This is a genomic window from Cyanobium gracile UHCC 0139 (assembly GCF_034931325.1).
Taxonomy (GTDB): Bacteria; Cyanobacteriota; Cyanobacteriia; order PCC-6307; family Cyanobiaceae; genus Cyanobium; species Cyanobium gracile_B.
In genome coordinates this window covers 37,798-58,284 of the sequence record NZ_JAYGHX010000001.1, presented here as the reverse complement: position 1 = coordinate 58,284, position 20,487 = coordinate 37,798, and the positions used below count along the sequence as shown (strand labels likewise).

Genomic DNA, 20,487 nt, shown 5'->3' with positions numbered 1-20,487 from the left:
GGCGCTGGCCGCCGCCGACCCGGCAGGCCAAGCTGGTCGGCGATCGTCGATCCTCCGGGGCCTGGCCCCGCTCCCGCTGATGCTCGAGCGGCTGGTCCTCCCCCCCTGGCTGCGGTTCTCCCTGGCCCTGCCCCTGTTGGTGCTCAACCTCTGGGTGCTGCGCCAGTTGCTGGTGCCCCTGGCGCCGTTCCCGGCCCTGTTCCTGACGGCCGCCCTGCTGGCCTTCCTGCTCGACATCCCCAGCCGCTGGCTGATCCAGCGGGGGCTGCCGCGGGCCCTGGCCCTGCTGCTGGTGCTGGGGCTGAGCCTCTCGGCGGTGGTGCTGGCGGCCCTGGTGCTGGTGCCGCGCCTGGTGGAGCAGCTCGGCGACCTGGTGCTGGCCCTGCCCAGCTGGCTGGCGCAGGGGGAGACGCTGCTGGGGCAGCTGCAGCGCTGGGCCACCGAGCGGGGACTGCCCACCGATTTCGGCGGGCTCAGCAGCGATCTGATCACCCGCACCAGCAAGATCGCCTCCCAGCTGAGCCAGCAGGTGCTGGGGATCCTGGGCGCCACCGTCGGGGTCACCGTCAACACGGTGATCGTGCTGGTGCTGGCGGTGTTCCTGCTGCTGGGGGGCGAGGGGATCGCCAGGGGGCTGGTGGAGTGGCTGCCCGCCGGCACCCGTTCCCTGGTGCTCAGCACCCTGGACCGCACCTTCCGGGGCTACTTCGCCGGCCAGGTGGTGCTCGCCCTGATCCTCAGCGGTGCCCAGAGCCTGGTGTTCACCCTGCTGGGGATTCCCTATGGCGTGCTGTTCGCGGTGGCGATCGGCTTCACCACCCTGATCCCCTACGCCAGCGCCCTCACGATCGTGGGGGTGAGCGTGCTGCTGGCCCTGCAGGATCCGCGCACCGGGCTGGAGGTGCTGGCGGTGGCGATCACCGTCGGCCAGGTGGTCGACCAGGTGATCCAGCCGAGGCTGATGGGGTCGATCGTGGGGCTGCAGCCGGCCTGGCTGCTGATCAGCCTGCCGATCGGCGCCCGGCTGGGGGCGCTGATGGGGCTGGGGGAACTGCTGGGCCTGCTGCTGGCGGTGCCGGTGGCCAGCTGCGCCAAGACCTTCCTCGATGCCTGGGCCCTGCGCCTGCGAAGGGAGTGGCCCGAACCGGGGTCGTTCAGGCCTCTGCCGGAGCCGGAATGATGCCGCGCCGCTCCAGTTCGGCCATCACCTGGGCCACCGAGTCCTCGAGGCTCTGCTCCCCGGTGGCCACCCGCAGCTCGGGGGCCTCGGGGGCCTCATAGGGGCTGGAGATGCCGGTGAACTCCCGGATCTCGCCGGCCCGGGCCTTGGCGTAGAGCCCCTTGGTGTCCCGCTGCTCGCAGACCGCCAGGTCGGCGGCGCAGTGAATCTCGAGGAAGTCGCCGTCCTCCACCAAGGCGCGGGCCCGCTGGCGGTCGGCCCGGAACGGGGAGACGAAGGCGGTCAGCACCACCACCCCGGCATCCAGGAACAGCTTGGCCACTTCTCCGATTCGGCGGATGTTCTCCTCGCGATCGGCGTCGGAGAAGCCCAGATCGCTGCAGAGCCCATGGCGGACGTTGTCGCCATCGAGCACGTAGCAGGCGAGCCCCTGCTCGAACAGGGCCGAGTTGACCGCATTGGCCAGGGTGCTCTTCCCCGCCCCCGACAGGCCCGTGAACCAGAGGATGGCGCTGCGGTGGCCCCGCTGGTGGGCCCGGGCGGCACGGGTCACGGTGGAGTGGTGCCAGACGATGTTGGTGGCCTTGGCCGGCGAGGTCATCTCGGACACGGAAACGGGGCGGGGGCTTCGGGCCGCATTCTCCCCTACCCCCCCGCCTGCTTCGGCCGGTAGCCGTCCTTTTCCAGGGCGGCCAGGGCCGCCGCCACATGGTCCCCCTGCAGTTCGATCACCCCGTCCTTGAGGGTGCCGCCGGTGCCGGCGGTGGCCTTGAGCCGCTTGAGCAGTTGCCACGCCTCGGCCTCGGGGGTCTCCAGGCCGGTGATGGTGGTGACCAGCTTCCCGCCCTTGCCCGCCCGGGTGCGCTGCACCCGTACCGTCTGGAGCCCCCTGGGGGCCGGAGCCGACGCGGCCTCGGGCCGCCGCAGGCTCTCGGGCCCGCTGAACTCCCTCCAGCCCCCCTTAGCCATGGGTGGCTCCCGCTGTGATCAGTCCCTTGAGGCGGCGGCCGGCGGCGGCGACCAGCCGGGAGGGCAGGGATCTGGGGCGCATCGTCTCGGGCAGGGTGGGCGGTTCGGAGAAGTCGTAGCCGTCACCGACACGGTGCCGGGCCAGGGCCTTGTGGCCGGCGGCGGCCGTGTAGTGACAGACGTAGGAGCGACGGGTGAGGGCGGGGTCGCCCATCGGGCTGCCGCCGTGGATCAGGGCCCCGTGCCAGATCAGCACATCGCCGCGCCGGGGCAGGTAGATGCTCGGGGTCCAGCCCTGGGCGTCGATCAGGGCCTCCAGGTACCGGCCGTACCCTTCCGCCGTCCGGGGGTCGCTGTCGCGACTGGCCAGGATCCCACCTCCTCCCCAGTTGTAGAACTGATCGCTGGCCAGACGATGGGAGCCCTTGTAGTAGACGAGCGGTCCGGCCTGATCGCTGATGTCCTCCAGGGGGATCCAGGCGGCGGCCAGATGGCCCAGGCGGCTGTGGTGGTGGACGTAGGAGAAGTCCTGGTGCAGGGACTGCTCACTGCTCTTCCAGAAGGTGAGCGTCTGGATCAGCCCCGGCGCCGATCCGAACAGTTCATCAAGGAAATGGATGATGGGATCGGCGAAAGCCAGCGAACGGGCCGCCTCGAAGTAGCGGTGCAGGTCGTTGAGCTTCAGTCCCGGGGCGGCCTCGCGAAGATCGCTGATGCCGAGCAGCGACAGATTGCGCAGCACCCGGGCTTCGTAATGCTCCGCCTTGCCATCGATGCCGATCATGCCGTGCAGCAGGGAGGTGCGGGCCAGTGCCGGCAGGGCCTCGAGGTCGCGGTCCATCCGATCGAGGAGCTCGGAGTCCAGCACCTGCGGAAGGATCACCACACCATCGCGCAGGAAATCGAGCACGGGGGGCGAATAGATCCGGCCGGCCAGATCCGGCTGGTGTCGATACAGGCGTTCCGCCAGAGGCAGGGAGGTGAGGTAGTCGGCGGGAAGCATCTCTGGCGTTCGTGGGCGACTCGGTCGGCAGCCGTTCCAGCGGAGGGTTCTCCGGTGGCGCCCGGTAGCCCCTCCGCCGCTGCCGCCCCGGGTGGCGGCTCCCTAAGGTGAATTATCTCCTCTCGCGCAGCGCCGGTGACCAGCACCGCCCCAACCCGCAGCGCCGATCCTGCCGAGCTGCAGCCGTCGGTCCGCCCGGATGGCCTGGGCCGTTTCGGCCCCTTCGGCGGGCAGTACGTCCCCGAGACCCTGATGCCCGCCCTGGCGGAGCTGGAGGTGGCCGCCGCCGAGGCCTGGGCCGATCCCGCTTTCACCGCCCGGCTGGACCACCTGCTGCGCACCTACGTCGGCCGGCCCACCCCCCTCTATGAGGCCGAGCGGCTCAGCGAGCACTACCGCCGGCCCGAGGGGGGTCCGCGCCTGTGGCTCAAGCGCGAGGACCTCAACCACACCGGTGCCCACAAGATCAACAACGCCCTGGGCCAGGCCCTGCTGGCGCTGCGGATGGGCAAGAAGCGGATCATCGCCGAAACTGGCGCCGGTCAGCACGGCGTGGCCACGGCCACGGTCTGCGCCCGCTTCGGACTGGAGTGCGTCATCTACATGGGCGCCGAGGACATGCGCCGCCAGGCCCTGAACGTGTTCCGGATGCGGCTCCTGGGGGCCACGGTCCAGCCGGTCACCGCCGGCACCGCCACCCTCAAGGACGCCACCAGCGAAGCCATCCGCGACTGGGTCACCAACGTGGAGAGCACCCACTACATCCTCGGCTCGGTGGCCGGCCCGCACCCCTATCCGATGCTGGTGCGGGATTTCCATGCCGTGATCGGCCAGGAAGCCCGGACCCAGTGCCTGGAGGCCTTCGGCCGGCTGCCGGATGTCCTGATCGCCTGCGTGGGCGGCGGCTCCAACGCCATGGGGCTGTTCCATCCCTTCGTCGAGGACGCCTCCGTGCGCCTGATCGGGGTGGAGGCGGCCGGCGAGGGTGTGGCCACCGGTCGCCATGCCGCCACCATCACCGAAGGCCGGGTGGGCGTGCTGCACGGCGCCATGAGCCTGCTGCTGCAGGACGACGAAGGCCAGGTGCAGGAGGCCCACTCGATCAGCGCCGGCCTCGACTACCCCGGCGTGGGCCCGGAGCACAGCTACCTGCGCCAGATCGGCCGGGCCGAGTACGCCGCCGTCACCGATGCCCAGGCCCTGGCCGCCCTGCAGCGCGTGAGCGAACTGGAGGGGATCATCCCGGCACTGGAGACGGCCCACGCCTTCGCCTGGCTGGAGACCCTCTGCCCCACCCTCGCGCCCGGCACCGAAGTGGTGCTCAACCTCTCCGGCCGCGGCGACAAGGACGTCAACACGGTGGCGGAGAAGCTGGGCGACGGATTGGCTGGATAGGTCTCCAGCCACGGTTCCCAGGTTCGGGGTTCAGAGGGGGTCGTGCTCCCAGGGGAAACGGGGCAGCTTGTTGAGCCCCTCCTGCATGTGGCGGGCCCAGACGTCCATGGTGTGCTGGATCTCGGGAGCGTCCTTTTCGAGCTTCAGGTGCCGGGTCACCTTGAAGCCGTCACGCGGGACCATGGCGATCTCGAAGGGAGGCCCCACGGTGAGGTTGGAGCGCCGGGTGACGATCTCCGACACCAGGCAGAGCCGCGCCGCATCCTCCAGGGAGAGGTCGGGGCGGCCGATGTAATCGAGGGGAGGCTTGCCGTACTTGGTTTCGCCGATCTGCAGGAAGGGCGTGTCATCGGTGGCCATGATCGCGTTCCCCTGGGGATAGATCATGTAGAGACCATGGGGCTGGCCGGCGATCTGGCCGCCGAGGATGAAACTGGCCTCGCCGCTGGCGCCCGCCTGGCGCAGGTTGGGGTTGAACTCCTTCTGGACCATCACGTTGAGACGGCCGATGTAGTCGGCCACCTCGAACAGGTAGCGGGCGGTGAGCATGCTCGGCCCAGCCGGGGGGTCGTCCTGGCGCGTCCACTGGGGGCTGGGGCCGGCGCCGTGGTTCTCGATGTCCCGGCGGATCCGATTGAGCACCGCCTGGGTGGTGCCCAGATTGCCCGCCGCCATCAGCACGAACAGCCGGTCGGCAGCCGGCGCCAGCACGTGCATCTTGCTGTAGCTCGAGATGTAGTCGACCCCCGCGTTGGTGCGGGAGTCGGAGGCGAGCACCAGGCCGCTGTGGAGAAGGAAGCCGAGGCAGTAGGTCATCAGCTCAGCAGCCTCTCCAGGATCGACGCCACCGACTGGACCGCGGCGCGGGCAGTGGCGTAGGCCATCCGCATCGGACCCACCAGGCCCACCTGGCCGCGGCCGCCGTGCCCCGTGCGGTAAGTGGCCTGCACCACCGAGCACTGGCCGAGGGCCGCATGGGGATGCTCCGTGCCGATCCAGATCGCTTCGGTCGCGACCGCATCCTGGTCGCCGGTGATCCCGAGCAGGGCCCGGGGGCCATGCTCCACCAGCTGCACCACGGGCAGCAGACTTGAACTCTGGCGGAACTCGGGCTGGGCCAACAGCCCGCCCAGGCCGGCCGCCACCACGGCGTCGAGTTCCTCGCTGCGGATGCGGCCGTGGCTGTCGAGGGCCTGGCGCAGCAGGCCGCCGCTGCGGCGCAGTTCCGCCGGCAGTCGATCCCAGGGGATGCTTCCGGTGCCGCCGTCGCGGAGCTGCTGGTTGCTCCAGCGCTCCAGGATGGGCAGTTCCTCCTCCAGGCCGGCACCGAGGCGCAGATTGAGGCTGGTGCTGAAGTCGGGCCCCTGGACGAGAAACACCAGGAGCCGGTCGCCGCTGGGTACGAGCCGCACCGCCTGCAGCAGGGGACTGGGCCGCTGGGGGCGGGTGATCAGGCTGAGCAGGCCGGTGAGATCGGCCAGGCGGCGGGCCAGGTGCAGCAGCAGATCATCGAGGGCGGCCCACTGCAGGCTGATCCCGGCCAGCTCACGCTCCAGCTGCAGGGCGGCGGCCCCCGGGGCCGGCAGCAGCTGATCGACGTAGAGGCGATAACCGCGTTGGCTGGGGATCCGGCCGGCGGAGGTGTGGGGCTGGGTCAGCAGGCCGCGCTGCTCAAGGGCTCCCATGGCCGTGCGCACCGTGGCCGGACTGGCCGGCAGAGCGAAACGGCGCACCAGTGTGCTGCTGCCCACGGGTTCGACGGTGTCCACGTAGTGCCGCACCGTGGCCCGAAGGACCTCCTGTTGTCGGCGCGGCAGCGTGTCCAAGGAATGGGGGAAAAGTTGAAAAGATAAACAGAACCTTCATCCTAGGTGCGACGGACCCGCCCTCCGCCCGGCACGGGGGTTCAGTAACGGGGAACCCGGGGATCCACCTCCCGGCTCCAGGCGTCGATGCCCCCCTGCAGGTTCCAGACCTCGACGTAGCCCTGCTCCTGGATCAGCCAGCAGGCGAAGTGCCAGCTGCGGATGCCCGCATGGCAGAGCACCACCACGGGCTGTTGCCGGTCGAGCAGGGTCTCCAGATCCGGGATCCATTCCACGGAGCGGCTCAGGGGCAGATGCACCACCGCGTGGGGCAGGACCGCCTCCTCCAGCTCCCGGTCCTCGCGCACGTCCACGATCCGGAGCGGTTCTCCTTCCGCCAGGCGCCGCTGCAGCTCCACGGCGGAGAGGGTGCGGGGGGTGCCCGGGGCGGTCGGCTCGTCCATGGTGGGCGTCGGAGGAGGGGTGGCGTCAGGATGGTCCCATCCTGCTGAGAACAGATGAAGGCCCGCCCATTCCTGGCGGTGCTGCTGGCCCTGGTGCTGGCGGTGTTCGGTCTGGGGCTCGGTGGCTGGTGGCTGGTGTGGCAGCGCAGTGCCCTGCGGCTCCAGCGGCTGCCGCTGGTGGCGCCGCGGGCGGCCCGGTTCGTGCCCCGGGACGCCCCCTTCAGCCTCCACCTGTTCAGCGACGGCGAGCAGCCCCTCGACTACGCCCGTGCCGTCGCCCCTCCCCGCCGGCGCCGCCAGGCGGCGGAGGCGGTCGGCCGCCTGCGGGACGGGGCCTTCGCCGCGGCCGGCCTCGACTACGGCACGGAGCTGAGCTCCTGGCTGGCGTCACCGGTGGGCCTGGCCCTGTTTGAGGCGGACGCCGGCTCGGCGGGGGCCACCCGGCGCGGGGGCTGGCTGCTGGTGCTGGGCAGCCGGGATAACGGCGGCGCCCGCCGTTTTCTGCAGCGTTTCTGGCAGACCCGCAGCCTGGCGGGCACGGATCTCCAGATCAGCACCTACCGGGGCCTGGGTCTGATCAGCGGCCGGGGAGCCCTGCTGGGCCGGACGCCGATGCCCCTGGCCACGGCCCTGGTGGATGACGACCTCGTCCTGATCGCCTCGGGACGGGGGGTGCTGGAGCAGGCCCTCGACGTCTCCCAGATCGACGAGCTCAACCAGGCCGGCCAGCCCGGCTTCCAGGAGGGGCTGCGGCGGCTGGGCACCGGGGCCGCCCTGGTGCAGGCGGCCCCGGACGCCCTGGAGCGCTGGCTGGGGCTGCCGCTGCCGGCCCCGGCCGACCAGCGGCCCGGCGGATTGCTGCTGGCCCTGCGGCCCGACGGCCGCAGCCTGCGGCTCTCGGGCCTGCTGGAGCTGCCGTCGCAGACGACGCTGCCGGAGGTCGGGGCCGACGGCGACCTGGGCCGGGCCCTGCGGGGTGCCCTGCACCGCCCCTCCGCCAGCCTTGCCCTGGTCCAGGACCCCGCCGCCATCGCCGCGATTCCCCTGCTGCAGCCGCTGCTCACGCGCATGGCGGGGGCGGCCGGACCCCTGCCATCCCTTGTGGTGGGGACCGACGGGGGCCCCCTGCTGGCCGCCGCCAGCGGCGACCGCTGGCTGCTCGGCACCGGGGCCGATCGCCCGGCGGTGGCGGCCGTCGAAGCCTCCCTGGCGGCCGATGGCCTGATCGCCGCTCCCCTGGAAGTGGAGGGCCATTCGCTGCTGGTCTGGACGCGGCTGCGGGCCGGCGCCGGCCGTCGCGACAACCGGGCCGAGCAGTTGCAGGCGCCCCTGCTGGGCTGGCGCTGGCAACGGGGCGACCAGGCCTGGTGGGGAGCGTCCCTGGGGCAGCTGGAGAGCCTCGACGGCCCCGGGCCGAAAGGCGTTGCACGCCCTCAGGACCCGCTGGAGGCGCTGGGCGCCCCAGGCGCGGCCCTGCAGTGGGCCCTCGATGGTCCGCTGGCCCGCGACCTGCTGGCCTCCTGGCAGCCTTGGCAGCGCCTCAGCGCCCTGGCCGGCGGTCCGCTCAGCGACCCGGTGGCGGGCCTGGCTCTTGCCTTGACGGGAGAGTCCGGGGTGCTGGCGGTGGACGCGCGTCTCGACTTCGGGGACTCCTGACCATGGCGTCTCCGGCCTGGGAACTGCTGCTGCTGCGCCATGGCATCGCCGAGGAGCGCCACCCCGACCGCGTCGATGCCGAGCGGGAACTCACCACCGCCGGCCGGACCCGCACGCGGGCCGTACTGGAGCGGGCCGCCAGCCTGGGGCTGCGGGCCGATCGTCTGCTCTCCAGCCCCCTGGCCCGGGCCCGGCAGACCGCAGAGATCGCCTGCGAAGCCGGGCTGGCCGGGGCCCTGGAGCTCGCCCAGGCCCTGGAGCCGGGGGGTGATCCCCTGCCCCTGCTGCCGGCCTGGCTGAGCCAGGCGGAGGGGGGCGCGGCGGCGCCCTGCCGGCTGTTGCTGGTGGGCCATGAACCGGACCTGGGGCTGCTGGCGGCCCGCCTCCTGGGGGCGCCCCCCGGCGCCATCGCCGTGCGTAAGGCGGGCCTGGCCCTGCTGCGTCTGCCCGTGGTTCCGGCCGGGGGGGTGCTGGCCGGAACCGCCCGTCTGGACTGGCTGGTGCGGCCCAAGCTCTGGCTGCCCCGCCCCTGAGCCGGCAGCCGGCGCTACGGCAGCAGCCGGTTCCTGCGCCTAAGTTCATCCCATCCACAGGATTCGGTATGGCGGCGGTGAGCACCCCAGAGGCCAACGACCCTCAGGGCACCCCACCCCCCCCATCGCCCCCGGCGGCGGCCCCGCCCACCTACCGCCCCGGTCTCGAGGGGGTGCCGGCCACCCAGTCGGCGGTGTGCGACATCGAGGGCCAGCGGGGCCTGCTCACCTACCGGGGCTACCCGATCGAGCAGCTGGCGAGCCACAGCAGCTTTCTGGAAACCGCCTACCTGCTGATCTGGGGGGAGCTGCCCACCATCTTCCAGCTGCGTGAGTTCGAGCAGGAGGTGCAGATGCACCGGCGGCTCAGCTTCCGCATCCGGGACATGATGAAGTGCTTCCCGGCCACGGGCCATCCGATGGATGCCCTTCAGGCCAGTGCGGCCTCCCTGGGTCTCTTCTATTCCCGCCGCGCCCTCTACGACCCCCAGTACATCGTTGATGCGGTGGTGCGGTTGATCGCCAAGATCCCGACGATGGTGGCGGCCTTCCAGCTGATCCGGAAGGGCCAGGACCCGATCCAGCCCCGGGACGACCTGGCCTACTCGGCCAACTTCCTCTACATGCTCACCGAGCGGGAGCCCGATCCCCTGGCGGCGCGGATCTTCGATGCCTGCCTGATCCTGCACGCCGAGCACAGCCTCAACGCCAGCACCTTCAGTGCCCGCGTCACGGCCAGCACCCTCACCGACCCCTACGCGGTGGTGGCTTCGGCGGTGGGCACCCTGGCCGGCCCCCTGCATGGCGGCGCCAACGAGGATGTGCTCGACATGCTCGACCAGATCGGCAGCATCGATCAGGTGGAACCCTGGCTCGAGAGGGCCATCGCCCAGAAGCAGAAGATCATGGGTTTCGGCCACCGCGAGTACCGGGTCAAGGACCCCCGGGCCGTGATCCTGCAGGGCCTGGCGGAGGAGCTCTTCCAGCGTTTCGGCCACGACGCCATGTACGACGTCGCCCTCAAGCTGGAGGAGGTGGCCGGCCGGCGGCTGGGGCCGAAGGGCATTTACCCGAACGTCGACTTCTACTCCGGTCTCGTCTACCGGAAGCTGGGTATTCCCCGCGACCTGTTCACCCCCATCTTCGCCATCGCCCGTACGGCAGGATGGCTGGCCCACTGGAAGGAACAACTGGGTGCCAACCGCATCTACCGTCCCTCCCAGATCTACACCGGCCCCGCCGAGCGGGGCTGGCTCCCCCTGGAAAGCCGTCCGGTTCCTGGCTGAGTCACTGGCTGACCCGTTCCCCCCTAGGTTCCCTTCCAACGGAGTTCTCTGATGCTGTCCACTGGCCTGCTGGGAGCCGCCATCGCTCCCCCCGGTCTCGACCTCCAGTCGAGCTTCCTCGACCTCGCCCAGGCCATGGGCCTCACCCCCGGTGCGGCCCGCCTGCTGTGGCTGCCCCTGCCCATGGTCCTGGTGCTGGTGGGGGCCGTGGTCGGGGTGCTCGTGAGCGTCTGGCTCGAGCGCAAGATCTCGGCGGCGGTGCAGCAGCGCATCGGTCCTGAGTACGCCGGCGCCCTGGGGGTGCTGCAGCCCCTGGCCGATGGTCTCAAGCTGGTGTTCAAGGAGGACATCATCCCGGCCCGGGCCGATGCCCTGCTGTTCAGCCTCGGCCCGGTGCTGGTGGTGGTGCCGGTGATCCTGTCCTGGCTGGTGGTGCCCTTCGGCCAGAACCTCCTGATCAGCAACGTCGGGGTGGGCATCTTCCTCTGGATCGCCCTGAGCAGCATCCAGCCCATCGGCCTGCTGATGAGTGGGTACTCAAGCAACAACAAGTACTCCCTGCTGGGCGGGCTGCGGGCGGCGGCCCAGTCGATCAGCTACGAGATCCCCCTGGCCCTGGCGGTGCTGGCGGTGGTGATGATGAGCAACTCCCTGAGCACCGTTGACATCGTCGCCCAACAGACCGGGGCCGGCATTTTCAGCTGGAACATCTGGCGCCAGCCCGTCGGCTTCGTGGTCTTCTGGATCTGTGCCCTGGCGGAGTGCGAGCGCCTGCCCTTCGACCTTCCGGAGGCCGAGGAGGAGCTGGTGGCCGGCTACCAGACCGAATATTCCGGCATGAAGTTCGCCCTCTTCTACCTGGGCAGCTACATCAATCTGGTGCTCTCGGCCCTGCTGGTGTCGGTGCTCTACCTGGGCGGCTGGAGCTTCCCTGTGCCCGTCGAGTGGATCACGGGCTGGCTCGGCGTCTCCCCCGATGCCCCCCTGGTCCAGGTGGTCACCGGCTCGATCGGCATCGTCAGCACGATCCTCAAGGCCTACCTGCTGGTGTTCTTCGCGATTCTGCTGCGCTGGACCACCCCGCGCGTTCGGATCGACCAGCTGCTCGACCTGGGCTGGAAGTTCCTCCTTCCCATCGCCTTGGTCAACCTGCTGGTCACTGCTGGCCTCAAGCTGGCCTTCCCGGTCGCCTTCGGCGGCTGAACCGTTCCCCGGATACCAACACAGCGGCCCCCACCGGGCCATCATGGACCCCATCCCGTAACCCCCACGCCCCAGCCATGTTCGGGTTTCTCAAGCAAGTCGGTGACTACACCCGGGAGGCGGTGAGCGCGGCCCAGACGATGACCCAGGGGCTGGCGGTCACCTTCGACCATCTGCGCCGGCGCCCGATCACGGTGCAGTACCCCTACGAGAAGCTCATCCCCTCCGAGCGCTATCGGGGCCGCATCCACTACGAGCTCGACAAGTGCATCTCCTGCGAGGTGTGCGTGCGGGTCTGCCCCATCAACCTGCCGGTGGTGGACTGGGTGATGAACAAGGCCACCAAGAAGAAGGAACTGCGCAACTACTCGATCGATTTCGGGGTGTGCATCTTCTGCGGCAACTGCGTGGAGTACTGCCCCACCAACTGCCTCTCCATGACCGAGGAGTACGAGCTGGCCGCCTTCGATCGCCACAGCCTCAACTACGACAACGTCGCCCTTGGCCGCCTGCCCACCAGCGTCACCTCCGACCCCGCGGTGTTCGCCTTGCGGGAACTGGCCTACCTTCCCAAGGGCGCCATGGATCCCCATGGGGTTCCCGCCAGCGAGCCCCGGGCCGGCCGGCTGCCGTCCCAGGTGCTGGAAACCCTCCCCTCCGACAGCACCGCAGAGTCCTGATGTCGATCGCCTCCACCACCCAGCAGATCTGTTTCCTGGTGCTCTCGGCCACCACGGTGATCGGCTCCCTGGGCGTTGTCCTGCTGCCCAACATCGTCTACTCCGCCTTTCTGCTCGGCGGCGTCTTCCTCTCGGTGGCCGGTCTGTACCTGCTGCTCAACGCCAGCTTCGTCGCGGCCGCCCAGATCCTGGTCTACGTCGGGGCGGTCAATGTGCTGATCCTGTTCGCGATCATGCTCGTGAACAAGAAGGAAACCCTCGCTGCGATTCCCGGCCTGTTGGTCCGCCGTCTCCTGTCCGGGGCCGTCTGCGCCGGCCTGTTCGCCCTGCTGCTGCGGGTGGCGTTCACCACCCCGTGGGCCCTGCCGGGCCCCACGCCGGTGGGCGAGGAGGCCACCATCCGGATCGGTGAGCACCTGTTCACCGACTACCTGCTGCCCTTCGAGCTGGCGTCGGTGCTGCTGCTGATGGCGATGATCGGGGCGATCGTGCTGGCCCGCCGCGACGTCTTCAGCACCGACGTGATCACCGGTGAGCCGGCCGACCAGGGTCTGATCGAGAAGGATCGCACCCCCCTGCTGATCGAGACCTCCGCCAACGCCCCCACCCTGCTCACCAAGCCATGACCTCCGACGCCGCCTCCCCGATCCCCCTCGAGGCCTTTCTCGCCGTCGCGGCCATGCTGTTCTGCGTCGGTGTCTGGGGGCTGATCAACAGCCGCAATGCCGTGCGGGTGTTGATGAGCATCGAACTGATGCTCAACGCCGTCAACATCAACCTGATGGCCTTCTCCAATTACCTCGATGGTCAGCTGATCCGCGGCCAGGTGTTCGCGATCTTCGTGATCACCGTGGCCGCGGCCGAGGCAGCCGTCGGTCTGGCCATTCTGCTGTCGCTCTATCGCAACCGCGAAACCGTCGACATGGAGCGCTTCAACCTCCTGCGCTGGTAGCGGTGCCACTGTCCCCGGATGGCGTCCATGCGGCTTGACAGGGTCTGGCTGATCCAGCGCAAGGGCAGCCAGGCGGCCCAGCGCCAGGCCCGTCGCTGCGCCCAGGACCTGCGCTCCCAGGGGACCATCGTCACCACCGCCGTGAGCGGGCTGGGGCTGAACCCCTTCCCCGGACTCCTGGCCACCGAAGCGGAGCTGCCCGATCTGGCCGTGGTCCTCGGCGGTGACGGCACCGTTCTGGCCGCCGGTCGGTACCTGGCCAGCTACGGAGTGCCGGTGCTCAGCTTCAACGTCGGCGGCCATCTGGGCTTCCTCACCCACGAGCGGCGCCTGCTCAGGCTGCAGGGCGATGGCCACGGGGAGAGCGGCGGCCATGACCCGGGCGACACCCTCTGGCAGCGCCTGCGGGATGACCGCTTCGCGATCGAGCGGCGCATGATGCTCGAGGCCCGGGTCGACCGGGGCGATGGCGTGCCCCAGGAGGGGGATGCGGCCTCCGACGGCGACCTCAGCGGGGTCGGCGATGGCCCCCACACGGCCCTCAACGACTTCTACTTTCGCCCCGCCCTCGACGAGCTCTCCCCCACCTGCATGCTCGAGCTCGAGATCGACGGGGAGGTGGTGGATCAGTACCGTGGCGATGGCCTGATCATCGCCACGCCCACCGGTTCCACGGGCTACGCGATGGCCGCGGGGGGCCCGATCCTCCACCCGGGCATCGAAGCGATCGTGGTCACGCCGATCTGCCCCATGAGTCTCTCCAGCCGGGCGGTGGTGGTGCCCCCCGGCTCCAGGCTGTCGGTGTGGCCCCTGGGGGAGGCCAGCCGCCGGGTGAAACTCTGGAAGGACGGGGCCCATGCCACGGTGCTGGAACCCGGGGATCGCTGCGTCCTGCAGCGGGGCCGCCATCCGGTGCTGATGCTCCAGCTGGAGCAGAGTCCCTCGTACTACAGCACCCTCACCCACAAGCTCCACTGGGCCGGCAGCCTCACCGCCGTCGAACCGTCCCGCAACTGAACCGCCCACTCCGACCATGGCCCTGGAAATCGAGCGCCGCTTCCTCGTCCGCGGGGAGCTATGGCGTCCCTACGCGCTCGATGGGAGCGTGATCCGCCAGGGGTACCTGGCCAGCGGCAACGAGGGCCCGACCCTGCGGGTGCGGCTGGCCCGCCCCCCCGCGGGGCCCGTGGCGGCCTTCCTCACCCTCAAGCTGCCGCCCGCAGGCGAAGGTCTGACGGGGCCGGAGCACCGGGAACCGATCCCTGCCGCCGGCGTGGCTCTGGCGCGGGAGGAGTACGAGTACGCGATCCCATCCAGCGACGCCGAGGCCCTGCTGGAGCGGTGCCCCCACCGGGTCGGCAAGATCCGCTACGGCCTGGATCTGCCAGGGGGCGACTGGGTCCTGGATGTCTTTGAGGGCGCCAATGCGCCCCTGGTGGTGGCGGAGGTGGAACTGGAGCGCGCCGACCAGCCGGTGGCCGTTCCCCCCTGGTGCGCCAGGGAGATCACCGGCCGCCGCGAACTCAGCAATGCCGCCCTGGCCCGCTATCCCCTGGCGTTGTGGCTGGAGGCCGACCGCCAGGCCCTGCTTGCTCTGACCACCTGAGCCGACCGCGCCGGGCCCGTAGTGGTGATCCCCCGGCGCTCAGCCCTTGCCGTTCCCGTCGTCGGGGGGCAGGGCGCAGCAGTTGAAGCCGTCACGGCAGATCTTGCCGTGGTCCATGGCCCAGTTCAGCAGGGCTACCCGGTTCTTGGCGCCGGTCTTGGTGAAGATGTTGCTGACGTGGTTGTCGACCGTGCGCTTGCTGATGGTGAGCTGGCCGGCGATCTCCAGATTGGTCAGACCGGTGGCCACCAGCTCGATGATCTCGAGTTCCCGTTCGGACAACTCGCTGCGTGGATGGACCATGGGCCGCTCCAGGGACGGGGATGGGGACACGGAGCTGGAAGCCGCCATGGACCTGCGTTCAGCCATCGGCTCCTCGACGAGGGCTGGTTCACTCTAGGCAGCGGCTGCTCCATGATGCCCCTGTCTTGGAGATGGCCGTTGCAGCTTCGACAGGTCCTGGCGGATGGTCGGTTCGCCGTGACGGCGGAAGTGACACCGCCCCGTGGTGGTGATGCCACGCGCACCCTCGAGGCCGCGACGGCATTGCGGGGGCTGGTACATGCGGTCAATGTCACCGATGGCAGCCGGGCCGTGATGCGGATGAGCAGCCTGGCGGTGTGCCGTCTGCTGCTGGAGGTCGGCATCGAGCCGGTGCTGCAGATGACCTGCCGCGACCGCAACCGCATCGCCCTCCAGGCCGATCTGCTCGGCGCCCATGCTCTCGGCATCCGCAACCTGCTCTGCCTCACCGGTGACCCGGTGCGCGCCGGCGATCAGCCCGGGGTCCGGGCGGTGAATGAGCTGGAGGCGGTGCGGCTGCTGCAGCTGGTGCGGGGCCTCAACGCCGGTGAGGACCCGGTCAAGGGGGAGCTGCCCGATGGTGCCACGGCGCTGTTCCCCGGCGCCGCCGCCGATCCGCAGTCGGCCAGCTGGAGTGGCCTGATCTCCAGGGTGCGGCGCAAACAGGAGGCGGGGGCCCGCTTTCTCCAGACCCAGATGGTGATGGATGCGGCCGCCCTGCGCCGCTTCGTGGAGGAGATCACCGGACCCCTTGGACTGCCGGTGCTGGCCGGCGTGTTTCTGCTCAAGTCGGCCCGCAATGCCCAGTTCATCAACCGTGTCGTGCCGGGTGCCTGCATCCCCCAGTCCCTGATCGATCGCCTGGCCGGCGCGGCCGATCCGGCGGCGGAAGGGGTGGCGATCGCCGCCGAACAGGTGGCCACCTACCGCTCCATCGCCCAGGGGGTGCACCTGATGGCCATCAAGGCCGAACACCGCATTCCCGAGATCCTGCAGCTGGCGGGGCTAGGGGGCGCCGCTGGCGGCGAGGTCGGTGCCCAGGAGCTCGGCCATGGCCTTCTGCTGCGGTGAGGGCGTGCCCACGTCCTGGCGGCGGGAATCGGTGATCAGCCAGTCGAGGGCTGCCTCCTGGAGATCAAAGTGGTCGCCGTTGCGGTCGACGCAGTAGCGGCCGTAGACCAGCTTCTCGACGAGCTGCACCCCGGGGCCGATTCGGGAGTAGTCGAAGATGATCGAGTTGTCGATCGTGGCCCCTTCGCAGATGTGGCAGCTCGGCCCGATCATGGCCGGCCCGATGATCGTGACGCCGTTCTCGATGCGGGTCATGCCGCCCACGAAGATCGGCCCCTCAACGTGGATCTTGTCCCAGTCGGCCGCCACATTCAGACCTGCGTAGATGCCCGGGCGCACCTGCTTGCCGGGAATCTGAACCTGGCGGACATCCCCCTGAAGCACGCTGCGGATCGCCTGCCAGTAATCCGGCACCTTGCCGATGTCGACCCACTCGAACTCCATGGGCAGGGCGTAGAAGGGAGCACCGGACTCCACGAGCCTGGGGAACAGATCGGCGGCGATGTCGAAGGGTTCTCCGCTGGGGATGAAGTCAAGGACTTCCGGTTCGAAGATGTAGATGCCGGTGTTGATCATGTCGCTGGCGGCCTCCTCGACCGACGGCTTCTCCTGGAAGGAGAGCACCCGGCCAGCGTCATCCGTCACCACCACCCCGTAACTGCTCACCTGGTCGCGGGGAACGCGCTTGGTGATCAGGCTGGCCATGGCGCCCTTCTCCCGATGGCGGCGCACGGCCTCGGTGAGATCGAGGTCGATGAGGGCGTCGCCACAGAGCACCACGAAGGTATCGTCGAAGAAGGCCTGGAAGTCCTGGATCTTCTTCAGGCCCCCGGCGGAGCCCATGGCTTCACCGATCAGCTCACCGTCCTTGATGCGCCCCTCGAAGCTGTAGGCAATCTGGACATCGAAGCGTTGGCCGTCCCGGAAATAGTTCTCGATCTCCTCCGACAGGTGGGAGACGTTGACCATGATTTCGTTGAAGCCGTGCTCCCGGAGCAATTCGAGCAGAAACTCCATGACGGGTTTCTGGAGGATCGGAATCATCGGCTTGGGCGTTGTGTGCGTGATCGGACGCACCCTTGTTCCCTTGCCTGCCGCCAGGATCATCGCCTTCATCGGCGTCGTTTCAGGTCGGAGGTGAAAGCCCAGCCTACGGAGAAACCTCAGGCGGCCAGTGCTTCCCGAGCCGGCCCCCTATCTGACCCCTGGCCCGGCAGCCGCGGCAGGCTCACCGCCTCACTCCGCTCGTCACGGTGCCGCCGCAGGCTGAGGGGGCCGTAGAGGCCGCCGTCCTGGGCCAGCTCCACCTTGCCCTGGGAGGAGAGGAACAGCAGGGCCCAGAACACCCCCACCCGGTCGCTGTCCAGATCGGTGTCCTCCGGCGAGCCCGCGGCGGGGCTGGAGAGGGCCTCCGCCCAGGCGCCCACCAGCGCATCGAACGCCACCCACTCGAGGGTCTCGGCGGTGGGCGCCCACGCCAGCAGGAAGCGGCTCAGGGCGGCGGTGGTCTCCGGCAGCTTCTCCCGGTGGGCCAGGGAGGCCACCTGGGCGATCGCCGCCCGCTCGCTGTAGCGGCGGTGGCGGGGCCTGGGGCGGCCCTCGCCCCCGTCCCGCTCGAGACGCTCGGCGATGTCCTCGAGCTGGCGGATCAGTTCCCCCAGGGTGACGGGACGCTGCAGGGGGGGCGGGGCCACCGGCCGGCGCTGCAGGTGCCGTTCGGGCCGCCGCGGCAGGGCCACGGCGGAGGAGTCCCAGCCGCCGTCCTCCTCGGCGAAGGGGTCCTCCAGCATCGGTTCGGGAGGGAAGGTGGCCGATTCCAGCAGTTCCGCCTTGAGCCCCACCAGCACCGAGGCGGCCAGGAAGGCCTCGCTGGACTCGGCCAGATCCTGTTCGTAGCTGCCTCCCCGGGGTGCGAGGCGCCTGGGGAGCTCAATGCGCTGACGCAGCTGGTCGAGGAAACCGTCGACAACAGCGATCACATCCACATCCCAGGGATCGATGTCGCCCCGTTCGGCCGCGTCCTGGAGCAACCGGATAGCGAGTCTGGCCCCCGCTTCTGCCACGCGCGATGTCCTGTTCGGAGGGTGCCGTCCCTGGGCAAGCTACCGGTTGCGGCCGCATGGCACCAGTCACGGTCACGACCGATCCAGCCCTGGTGGGCTCAGTCGACCGCCAGGGACAGGCTCCCGTCGCCCCCGTCCGTGGAGGACGGCGCCGAGCTCTCGCCGGCGGCCGGCAGCAGCCCCAGCTGGGCGTCCACGGTGGCGCGGTAGCGGCGCAGATCGTTCTCCAGCTCGCTGATCCGCACCTGCTGGGCCTCCACCTCGCCGGCGGTCTGCAGGGTTTCCACCTTCCGCACCACGCCGCTCCAGACGGCGTAGATCCAGGCGGCGGTGGCACCGAGACCGCCCACCAGCAGCAGCAGAGCCGCCAGCGGCAGGGTGGTGCTGACGCCCGGAAGGAAATGCACCGTGGTGGCCGCGGTGTTCTCCAGGGTGAACATCACCGTGGCCAAGCCGAAGCTGAAGATCAGAAGGAAGTTGATCTGCCGCATGGAGACCCTCGCTGTGCGATGGAGGAGCGTAGGCATCCTCCCCGGAGGATGGCGCCATGGTCCCGGGGCTGCGCAGGGTTTCGTAACCGGCCCCCGACCGACACCTCGCCCTGGCGGGGATGGGGCTCAGCCGAGGGCAGGGGCGTGCAGCAGGGCCGGAGGGAGGCTGCCAAAGGCGCCGGTGGCCATCACCGCCGGGACCGGGGCACGGCCCACCTTCACCATCGCCACGGACTCGCGCTCGACCAGGGCCTCGATCGCGGCTCGGTAGCTGTCGGTGACCAGGCGCGGGTAGAGGCCGATGCCGATGATCGGCACCAGCAGGCAGGAGATCACGTAGATCTCCCGCGGCTCGGCGTCGACCAGGTGGGTGTGGGAGGCGAGTTCGGGGTTCTCCTTGCCGAAGAAGATCTCCCGCAGCATCGACAGCAGGTAGATGGGGGTGAGGATCACGCCGATGGCCGCCAGGACGGCGATGACGATGCGGAAGCTGAGGCTGTAGGCCTCGCTGGTGGCGAAGCCCACGAACACCATCAGCTCGGAGACGAACCCGCTCATGCCCGGCAGGGCGAGGGAGGCCAGGGAGCAGACGGTCCAGAGGGCGAACATCTTGCGCATCTTCTGGCCCACCCCGCCCATCTCGTCGAGCTGAAGGGTGTGGGTGCGGTCGTAGGTGGCCCCCACCAGGAAGAACAGGCTGGCGCCGATCAGGCCGTGGCTGATCATCTGGAGCATGGCGCCGCTGGTGCCCAGGGCGCTGAAGCTGCCGATGCCGATCAGCACGAAGCCCATGTGGCTGATCGAGCTGTAGGCGATCTTGCGCTTGAGGTTGCGCTGGGCGAAGGAGGTGAGGGCGGCGTAGATGATGTTGACCACCCCCAGGATCACCAGCAGGGGGGCGAACTGGACGTGGGCCTCGGGCAGCAGCTGCACGTTGAAGCGCAGGAGCGCGTAGCCGCCCATCTTCAGCAGGATGCCCGCCAGCAGCATGTGCACCGGCGCCGTGGCCTCACCGTGGGCATCGGGCAGCCAGGTGTGCAGGGGCACCACCGGCAGCTTGACGCCGAAGGCGATCAGCAGGGCCGCGTAGCAGAGCACCTGGAAGCCGGTGCCGAACTCCTTGGCGGCCAGCACCGTGTACTCGAAGCTGGGGGCACCGCCGCCGTAGAAGGCCATCGCCAGGCCGGCCAGGAGGATGAACAGGGAGCTGCCGGCGGTGTAGAGGATGAACTTGGTGGCGGCGTACTGACGCTTCTTGCCGCCCCAGATGGCCAGCAGCAGGTACACCGGCAGCAGCTCCAGCTCCCAGGCAAGGAAGAAGAGCAGCATGTCCTGCACGGCGAAGACGGCGATCTGACCGCCGTCCATGGCCAGGAGCAGGAAATAGAACAGCCTGGGCTTGAAGGTCACCGGCCAGGCCGCCAGGCAGGCCAGGGAGGTGATGAAGCTGGTGAGCAGGATCAGCGGCATCGAGAGGCCGTCGGCCCCCACCGACCAGGCCAGCCCCAGATCGGGCAGCCACTGCACCCGCTCCACCAGCTGGAGGCCGGGATCAGCAGGGTCGTAGCCCCGCAGGTAGGCCCCCACGGTGACCAGGAAGGTGGTGAGGGCGACGCCGAGGGCGTACCAGCGGACCTGCTTGCCATCGCCCTTGTCCGGCACGAAGGGGATCAGCAGAGCGGCGCCGATCGGGAACAGAATCGCGGTGCTCAGCCAGGGAAAGGGCACAGAACGGTGCTGTCCATCTGGCCGGAGTGTAGAAATTCCGGCCTCCAACCCACCCACCGGATGGGCGTTGTCACACACAGCGGGGCTCGCGCCCCTGGC

General features: G+C 69.8%; 23 protein-coding genes. 12 read left to right on the top strand and 11 right to left on the bottom strand.

The features are described from left to right. The first annotated feature begins 79 nt into the window (after window positions 1-79). The gene (locus tag VB738_RS00315; protein ID WP_323303834.1) at window positions 80-1,180 is read left to right on the top strand and encodes an AI-2E family transporter; all 1,101 of its coding nucleotides are present in this window, start codon (window positions 80-82) and stop codon (window positions 1,178-1,180) included. Here the strand turns inward: VB738_RS00315 and cysC are convergent. From cysC to VB738_RS00300, 3 genes are read right to left on the bottom strand one after another with little or no spacing between them, the layout of a single operon-like run. Beyond that, the gene (cysC, locus tag VB738_RS00310) at window positions 1,155-1,781 is read right to left on the bottom strand and encodes an adenylyl-sulfate kinase (RefSeq protein WP_323304383.1); all 627 of its coding nucleotides are present in this window, start codon (window positions 1,779-1,781) and stop codon (window positions 1,155-1,157) included. The genes VB738_RS00315 and cysC overlap by 26 nt on opposite strands. 44 nt (window positions 1,782-1,825) lie before the next feature. After that, window positions 1,826-2,149, bottom strand: coding sequence for a translation initiation factor (locus VB738_RS00305; protein ID WP_323303833.1), 324 nt, complete (start codon window positions 2,147-2,149; stop codon window positions 1,826-1,828). Beyond that, on the bottom strand, window positions 2,142-3,152 hold the full coding sequence (locus VB738_RS00300) for a phytanoyl-CoA dioxygenase family protein (protein WP_323303832.1): 1,011 nt from the start codon (window positions 3,150-3,152) through the stop codon (window positions 2,142-2,144). Before VB738_RS00300 ends, VB738_RS00305 begins: the two co-directional genes overlap by 8 nt. A gap of 135 nt (window positions 3,153-3,287) precedes the next feature. On the opposite strand from VB738_RS00300, the gene trpB reads away from it, so the two are divergent. Beyond that, a complete protein-coding gene (trpB, locus tag VB738_RS00295) occupies window positions 3,288-4,547 on the top strand; it encodes a tryptophan synthase subunit beta (protein ID WP_323303831.1) in 1,260 nt (419 codons plus the stop codon). Window positions 4,548-4,577: 30 nt separating this feature from the next. On the opposite strand, the gene VB738_RS00290 is transcribed toward trpB, so the two are convergent. The 3 genes from VB738_RS00290 to VB738_RS00280 form a co-directional block, all read right to left on the bottom strand. Continuing rightward, window positions 4,578-5,363: a 20S proteasome subunit A/B gene (locus VB738_RS00290; protein ID WP_323303830.1), complete on the bottom strand. Its 786-nt coding sequence runs from the start codon at window positions 5,361-5,363 to the stop codon at window positions 4,578-4,580. After that, complete coding sequence (locus tag VB738_RS00285) at window positions 5,363-6,373, bottom strand: HrcA family transcriptional regulator (RefSeq protein ID WP_323303829.1); 1,011 nt, start codon at window positions 6,371-6,373, stop codon at window positions 5,363-5,365. Before VB738_RS00285 ends, VB738_RS00290 begins: the two co-directional genes overlap by 1 nt. Before the next feature lie 80 nt (window positions 6,374-6,453). After that, window positions 6,454-6,816, bottom strand: a complete 363-nt coding sequence (locus VB738_RS00280) for a rhodanese-like domain-containing protein (protein WP_323303828.1) — start codon at window positions 6,814-6,816, stop codon at window positions 6,454-6,456. A 54-nt stretch (window positions 6,817-6,870) separates the two neighbouring features. On the opposite strand from VB738_RS00280, the gene VB738_RS00275 reads away from it, so the two are divergent. The 9 genes from VB738_RS00275 to VB738_RS00235 all read left to right on the top strand — a co-directional run bounded on the left by VB738_RS00275 (window position 6,871) and on the right by VB738_RS00235 (window position 14,732). Beyond that, the gene (locus VB738_RS00275) at window positions 6,871-8,472 is read left to right on the top strand and encodes a DUF3352 domain-containing protein (protein WP_323303827.1); all 1,602 of its coding nucleotides are present in this window, start codon (window positions 6,871-6,873) and stop codon (window positions 8,470-8,472) included. Between the two features lie 2 nt (window positions 8,473-8,474). Continuing rightward, window positions 8,475-9,005 carry a phosphohistidine phosphatase SixA gene (gene sixA, locus VB738_RS00270; protein WP_323303826.1) on the top strand — a complete coding sequence of 177 codons (531 nt, stop codon included), beginning with the start codon at window positions 8,475-8,477 and terminating at the stop codon, window positions 9,003-9,005. Between the two features lie 68 nt (window positions 9,006-9,073). Next, a complete protein-coding gene (locus VB738_RS00265; RefSeq protein WP_323303825.1) occupies window positions 9,074-10,291 on the top strand; it encodes a citrate synthase in 1,218 nt (405 codons plus the stop codon). 51 nt (window positions 10,292-10,342) lie between these two features. Beyond that, a complete protein-coding gene (gene nuoH, locus VB738_RS00260; RefSeq protein ID WP_323303824.1) occupies window positions 10,343-11,494 on the top strand; it encodes an NADH-quinone oxidoreductase subunit NuoH in 1,152 nt (383 codons plus the stop codon). A gap of 77 nt (window positions 11,495-11,571) precedes the next feature. Further along, window positions 11,572-12,174 carry an NAD(P)H-quinone oxidoreductase subunit I gene (gene ndhI, locus VB738_RS00255; RefSeq protein WP_094586745.1) on the top strand — a complete coding sequence of 201 codons (603 nt, stop codon included), beginning with the start codon at window positions 11,572-11,574 and terminating at the stop codon, window positions 12,172-12,174. Continuing rightward, window positions 12,174-12,800: an NADH-quinone oxidoreductase subunit J gene (locus VB738_RS00250; protein WP_094586744.1), complete on the top strand. Its 627-nt coding sequence runs from the start codon at window positions 12,174-12,176 to the stop codon at window positions 12,798-12,800. The genes ndhI and VB738_RS00250 overlap by 1 nt, the downstream gene beginning before the upstream one ends. Beyond that, window positions 12,797-13,126: an NADH-quinone oxidoreductase subunit NuoK gene (gene nuoK, locus VB738_RS00245; RefSeq protein ID WP_323303823.1), complete on the top strand. Its 330-nt coding sequence runs from the start codon at window positions 12,797-12,799 to the stop codon at window positions 13,124-13,126. Before VB738_RS00250 ends, nuoK begins: the two co-directional genes overlap by 4 nt. A gap of 27 nt (window positions 13,127-13,153) precedes the next feature. Further along, on the top strand, window positions 13,154-14,143 hold the full coding sequence (locus VB738_RS00240) for an NAD(+) kinase (RefSeq protein ID WP_323303822.1): 990 nt from the start codon (window positions 13,154-13,156) through the stop codon (window positions 14,141-14,143). Between the two features lie 16 nt (window positions 14,144-14,159). Beyond that, a complete protein-coding gene (locus VB738_RS00235; protein WP_323303821.1) occupies window positions 14,160-14,732 on the top strand; it encodes a CYTH domain-containing protein in 573 nt (190 codons plus the stop codon). A 39-nt stretch (window positions 14,733-14,771) separates the two neighbouring features. On the opposite strand, the gene VB738_RS00230 is transcribed toward VB738_RS00235, so the two are convergent. Continuing rightward, window positions 14,772-15,035, bottom strand: coding sequence for a helix-turn-helix domain-containing protein (locus VB738_RS00230; protein WP_323304382.1), 264 nt, complete (start codon window positions 15,033-15,035; stop codon window positions 14,772-14,774). A gap of 111 nt (window positions 15,036-15,146) precedes the next feature. Here VB738_RS00230 and VB738_RS00225 point away from each other — a divergent pair, with 111 nt between their 5' ends. Further along, window positions 15,147-16,106: a methylenetetrahydrofolate reductase gene (locus VB738_RS00225; RefSeq protein WP_323303820.1), complete on the top strand. Its 960-nt coding sequence runs from the start codon at window positions 15,147-15,149 to the stop codon at window positions 16,104-16,106. Here the strand turns inward: VB738_RS00225 and VB738_RS00220 are convergent. The 4 genes from VB738_RS00220 to VB738_RS00205 form a co-directional block, all read right to left on the bottom strand. Beyond that, entirely contained in the window at window positions 16,041-17,222 is a 1,182-nt protein-coding gene (locus VB738_RS00220) for an NDP-sugar synthase (protein WP_323303819.1), read from the bottom strand. The genes VB738_RS00225 and VB738_RS00220 overlap by 66 nt on opposite strands. A gap of 47 nt (window positions 17,223-17,269) precedes the next feature. Then, window positions 17,270-18,169, bottom strand: coding sequence for a segregation/condensation protein A (locus VB738_RS00215; RefSeq protein ID WP_323303818.1), 900 nt, complete (start codon window positions 18,167-18,169; stop codon window positions 17,270-17,272). Window positions 18,170-18,267: 98 nt separating this feature from the next. Continuing rightward, entirely contained in the window at window positions 18,268-18,660 is a 393-nt protein-coding gene (locus tag VB738_RS00210) for a lipopolysaccharide assembly protein LapA domain-containing protein (RefSeq protein WP_323303817.1), read from the bottom strand. A 126-nt stretch (window positions 18,661-18,786) separates the two neighbouring features. After that, window positions 18,787-20,388 carry an NAD(P)H-quinone oxidoreductase subunit 4 gene (locus VB738_RS00205; RefSeq protein ID WP_323303816.1) on the bottom strand — a complete coding sequence of 534 codons (1,602 nt, stop codon included), beginning with the start codon at window positions 20,386-20,388 and terminating at the stop codon, window positions 18,787-18,789. Between the last annotated feature and the right edge of the window lie 99 nt (window positions 20,389-20,487).

Excerpts from the sequence above, each read along its gene's own strand:
- VB738_RS00300 (WP_323303832.1), bottom strand. The coding sequence starts at position 3,152 with ATGCTTCCCGCCGACTACCTCACCTCCCTGCCTCTGGCGGAACGCCTG.
- sixA (WP_323303826.1), top strand. The coding sequence starts at position 8,475 with ATGGCGTCTCCGGCCTGGGAACTGCTGCTGCTGCGCCATGGCATCGCC.
- VB738_RS00210 (WP_323303817.1), bottom strand. The coding sequence starts at position 18,660 with ATGCGGCAGATCAACTTCCTTCTGATCTTCAGCTTCGGCTTGGCCACG.
- VB738_RS00305 (WP_323303833.1), bottom strand. The coding sequence starts at position 2,149 with ATGGCTAAGGGGGGCTGGAGGGAGTTCAGCGGGCCCGAGAGCCTGCGG.
- VB738_RS00250 (WP_094586744.1), top strand. The coding sequence starts at position 12,174 with ATGTCGATCGCCTCCACCACCCAGCAGATCTGTTTCCTGGTGCTCTCG.
- VB738_RS00225 (WP_323303820.1), top strand. The coding sequence starts at position 15,147 with ATGATGCCCCTGTCTTGGAGATGGCCGTTGCAGCTTCGACAGGTCCTG.
- ndhI (WP_094586745.1), top strand. The coding sequence starts at position 11,572 with ATGTTCGGGTTTCTCAAGCAAGTCGGTGACTACACCCGGGAGGCGGTG.
- cysC (WP_323304383.1), bottom strand. The coding sequence starts at position 1,781 with ATGACCTCGCCGGCCAAGGCCACCAACATCGTCTGGCACCACTCCACC.
- VB738_RS00265 (WP_323303825.1), top strand. The coding sequence starts at position 9,074 with ATGGCGGCGGTGAGCACCCCAGAGGCCAACGACCCTCAGGGCACCCCA.
- VB738_RS00230 (WP_323304382.1), bottom strand. The coding sequence starts at position 15,035 with ATGGTCCATCCACGCAGCGAGTTGTCCGAACGGGAACTCGAGATCATC.
- VB738_RS00235 (WP_323303821.1), top strand. The coding sequence starts at position 14,160 with ATGGCCCTGGAAATCGAGCGCCGCTTCCTCGTCCGCGGGGAGCTATGG.
- VB738_RS00315 (WP_323303834.1), top strand. The coding sequence starts at position 80 with ATGCTCGAGCGGCTGGTCCTCCCCCCCTGGCTGCGGTTCTCCCTGGCC.
- nuoK (WP_323303823.1), top strand. The coding sequence starts at position 12,797 with ATGACCTCCGACGCCGCCTCCCCGATCCCCCTCGAGGCCTTTCTCGCC.
- VB738_RS00280 (WP_323303828.1), bottom strand. The coding sequence starts at position 6,816 with ATGGACGAGCCGACCGCCCCGGGCACCCCCCGCACCCTCTCCGCCGTG.
- VB738_RS00275 (WP_323303827.1), top strand. The coding sequence starts at position 6,871 with ATGAAGGCCCGCCCATTCCTGGCGGTGCTGCTGGCCCTGGTGCTGGCG.
- VB738_RS00290 (WP_323303830.1), bottom strand. The coding sequence starts at position 5,363 with ATGACCTACTGCCTCGGCTTCCTTCTCCACAGCGGCCTGGTGCTCGCC.
- VB738_RS00240 (WP_323303822.1), top strand. The coding sequence starts at position 13,154 with ATGCGGCTTGACAGGGTCTGGCTGATCCAGCGCAAGGGCAGCCAGGCG.
- VB738_RS00220 (WP_323303819.1), bottom strand. The coding sequence starts at position 17,222 with ATGAAGGCGATGATCCTGGCGGCAGGCAAGGGAACAAGGGTGCGTCCG.
- nuoH (WP_323303824.1), top strand. The coding sequence starts at position 10,343 with ATGCTGTCCACTGGCCTGCTGGGAGCCGCCATCGCTCCCCCCGGTCTC.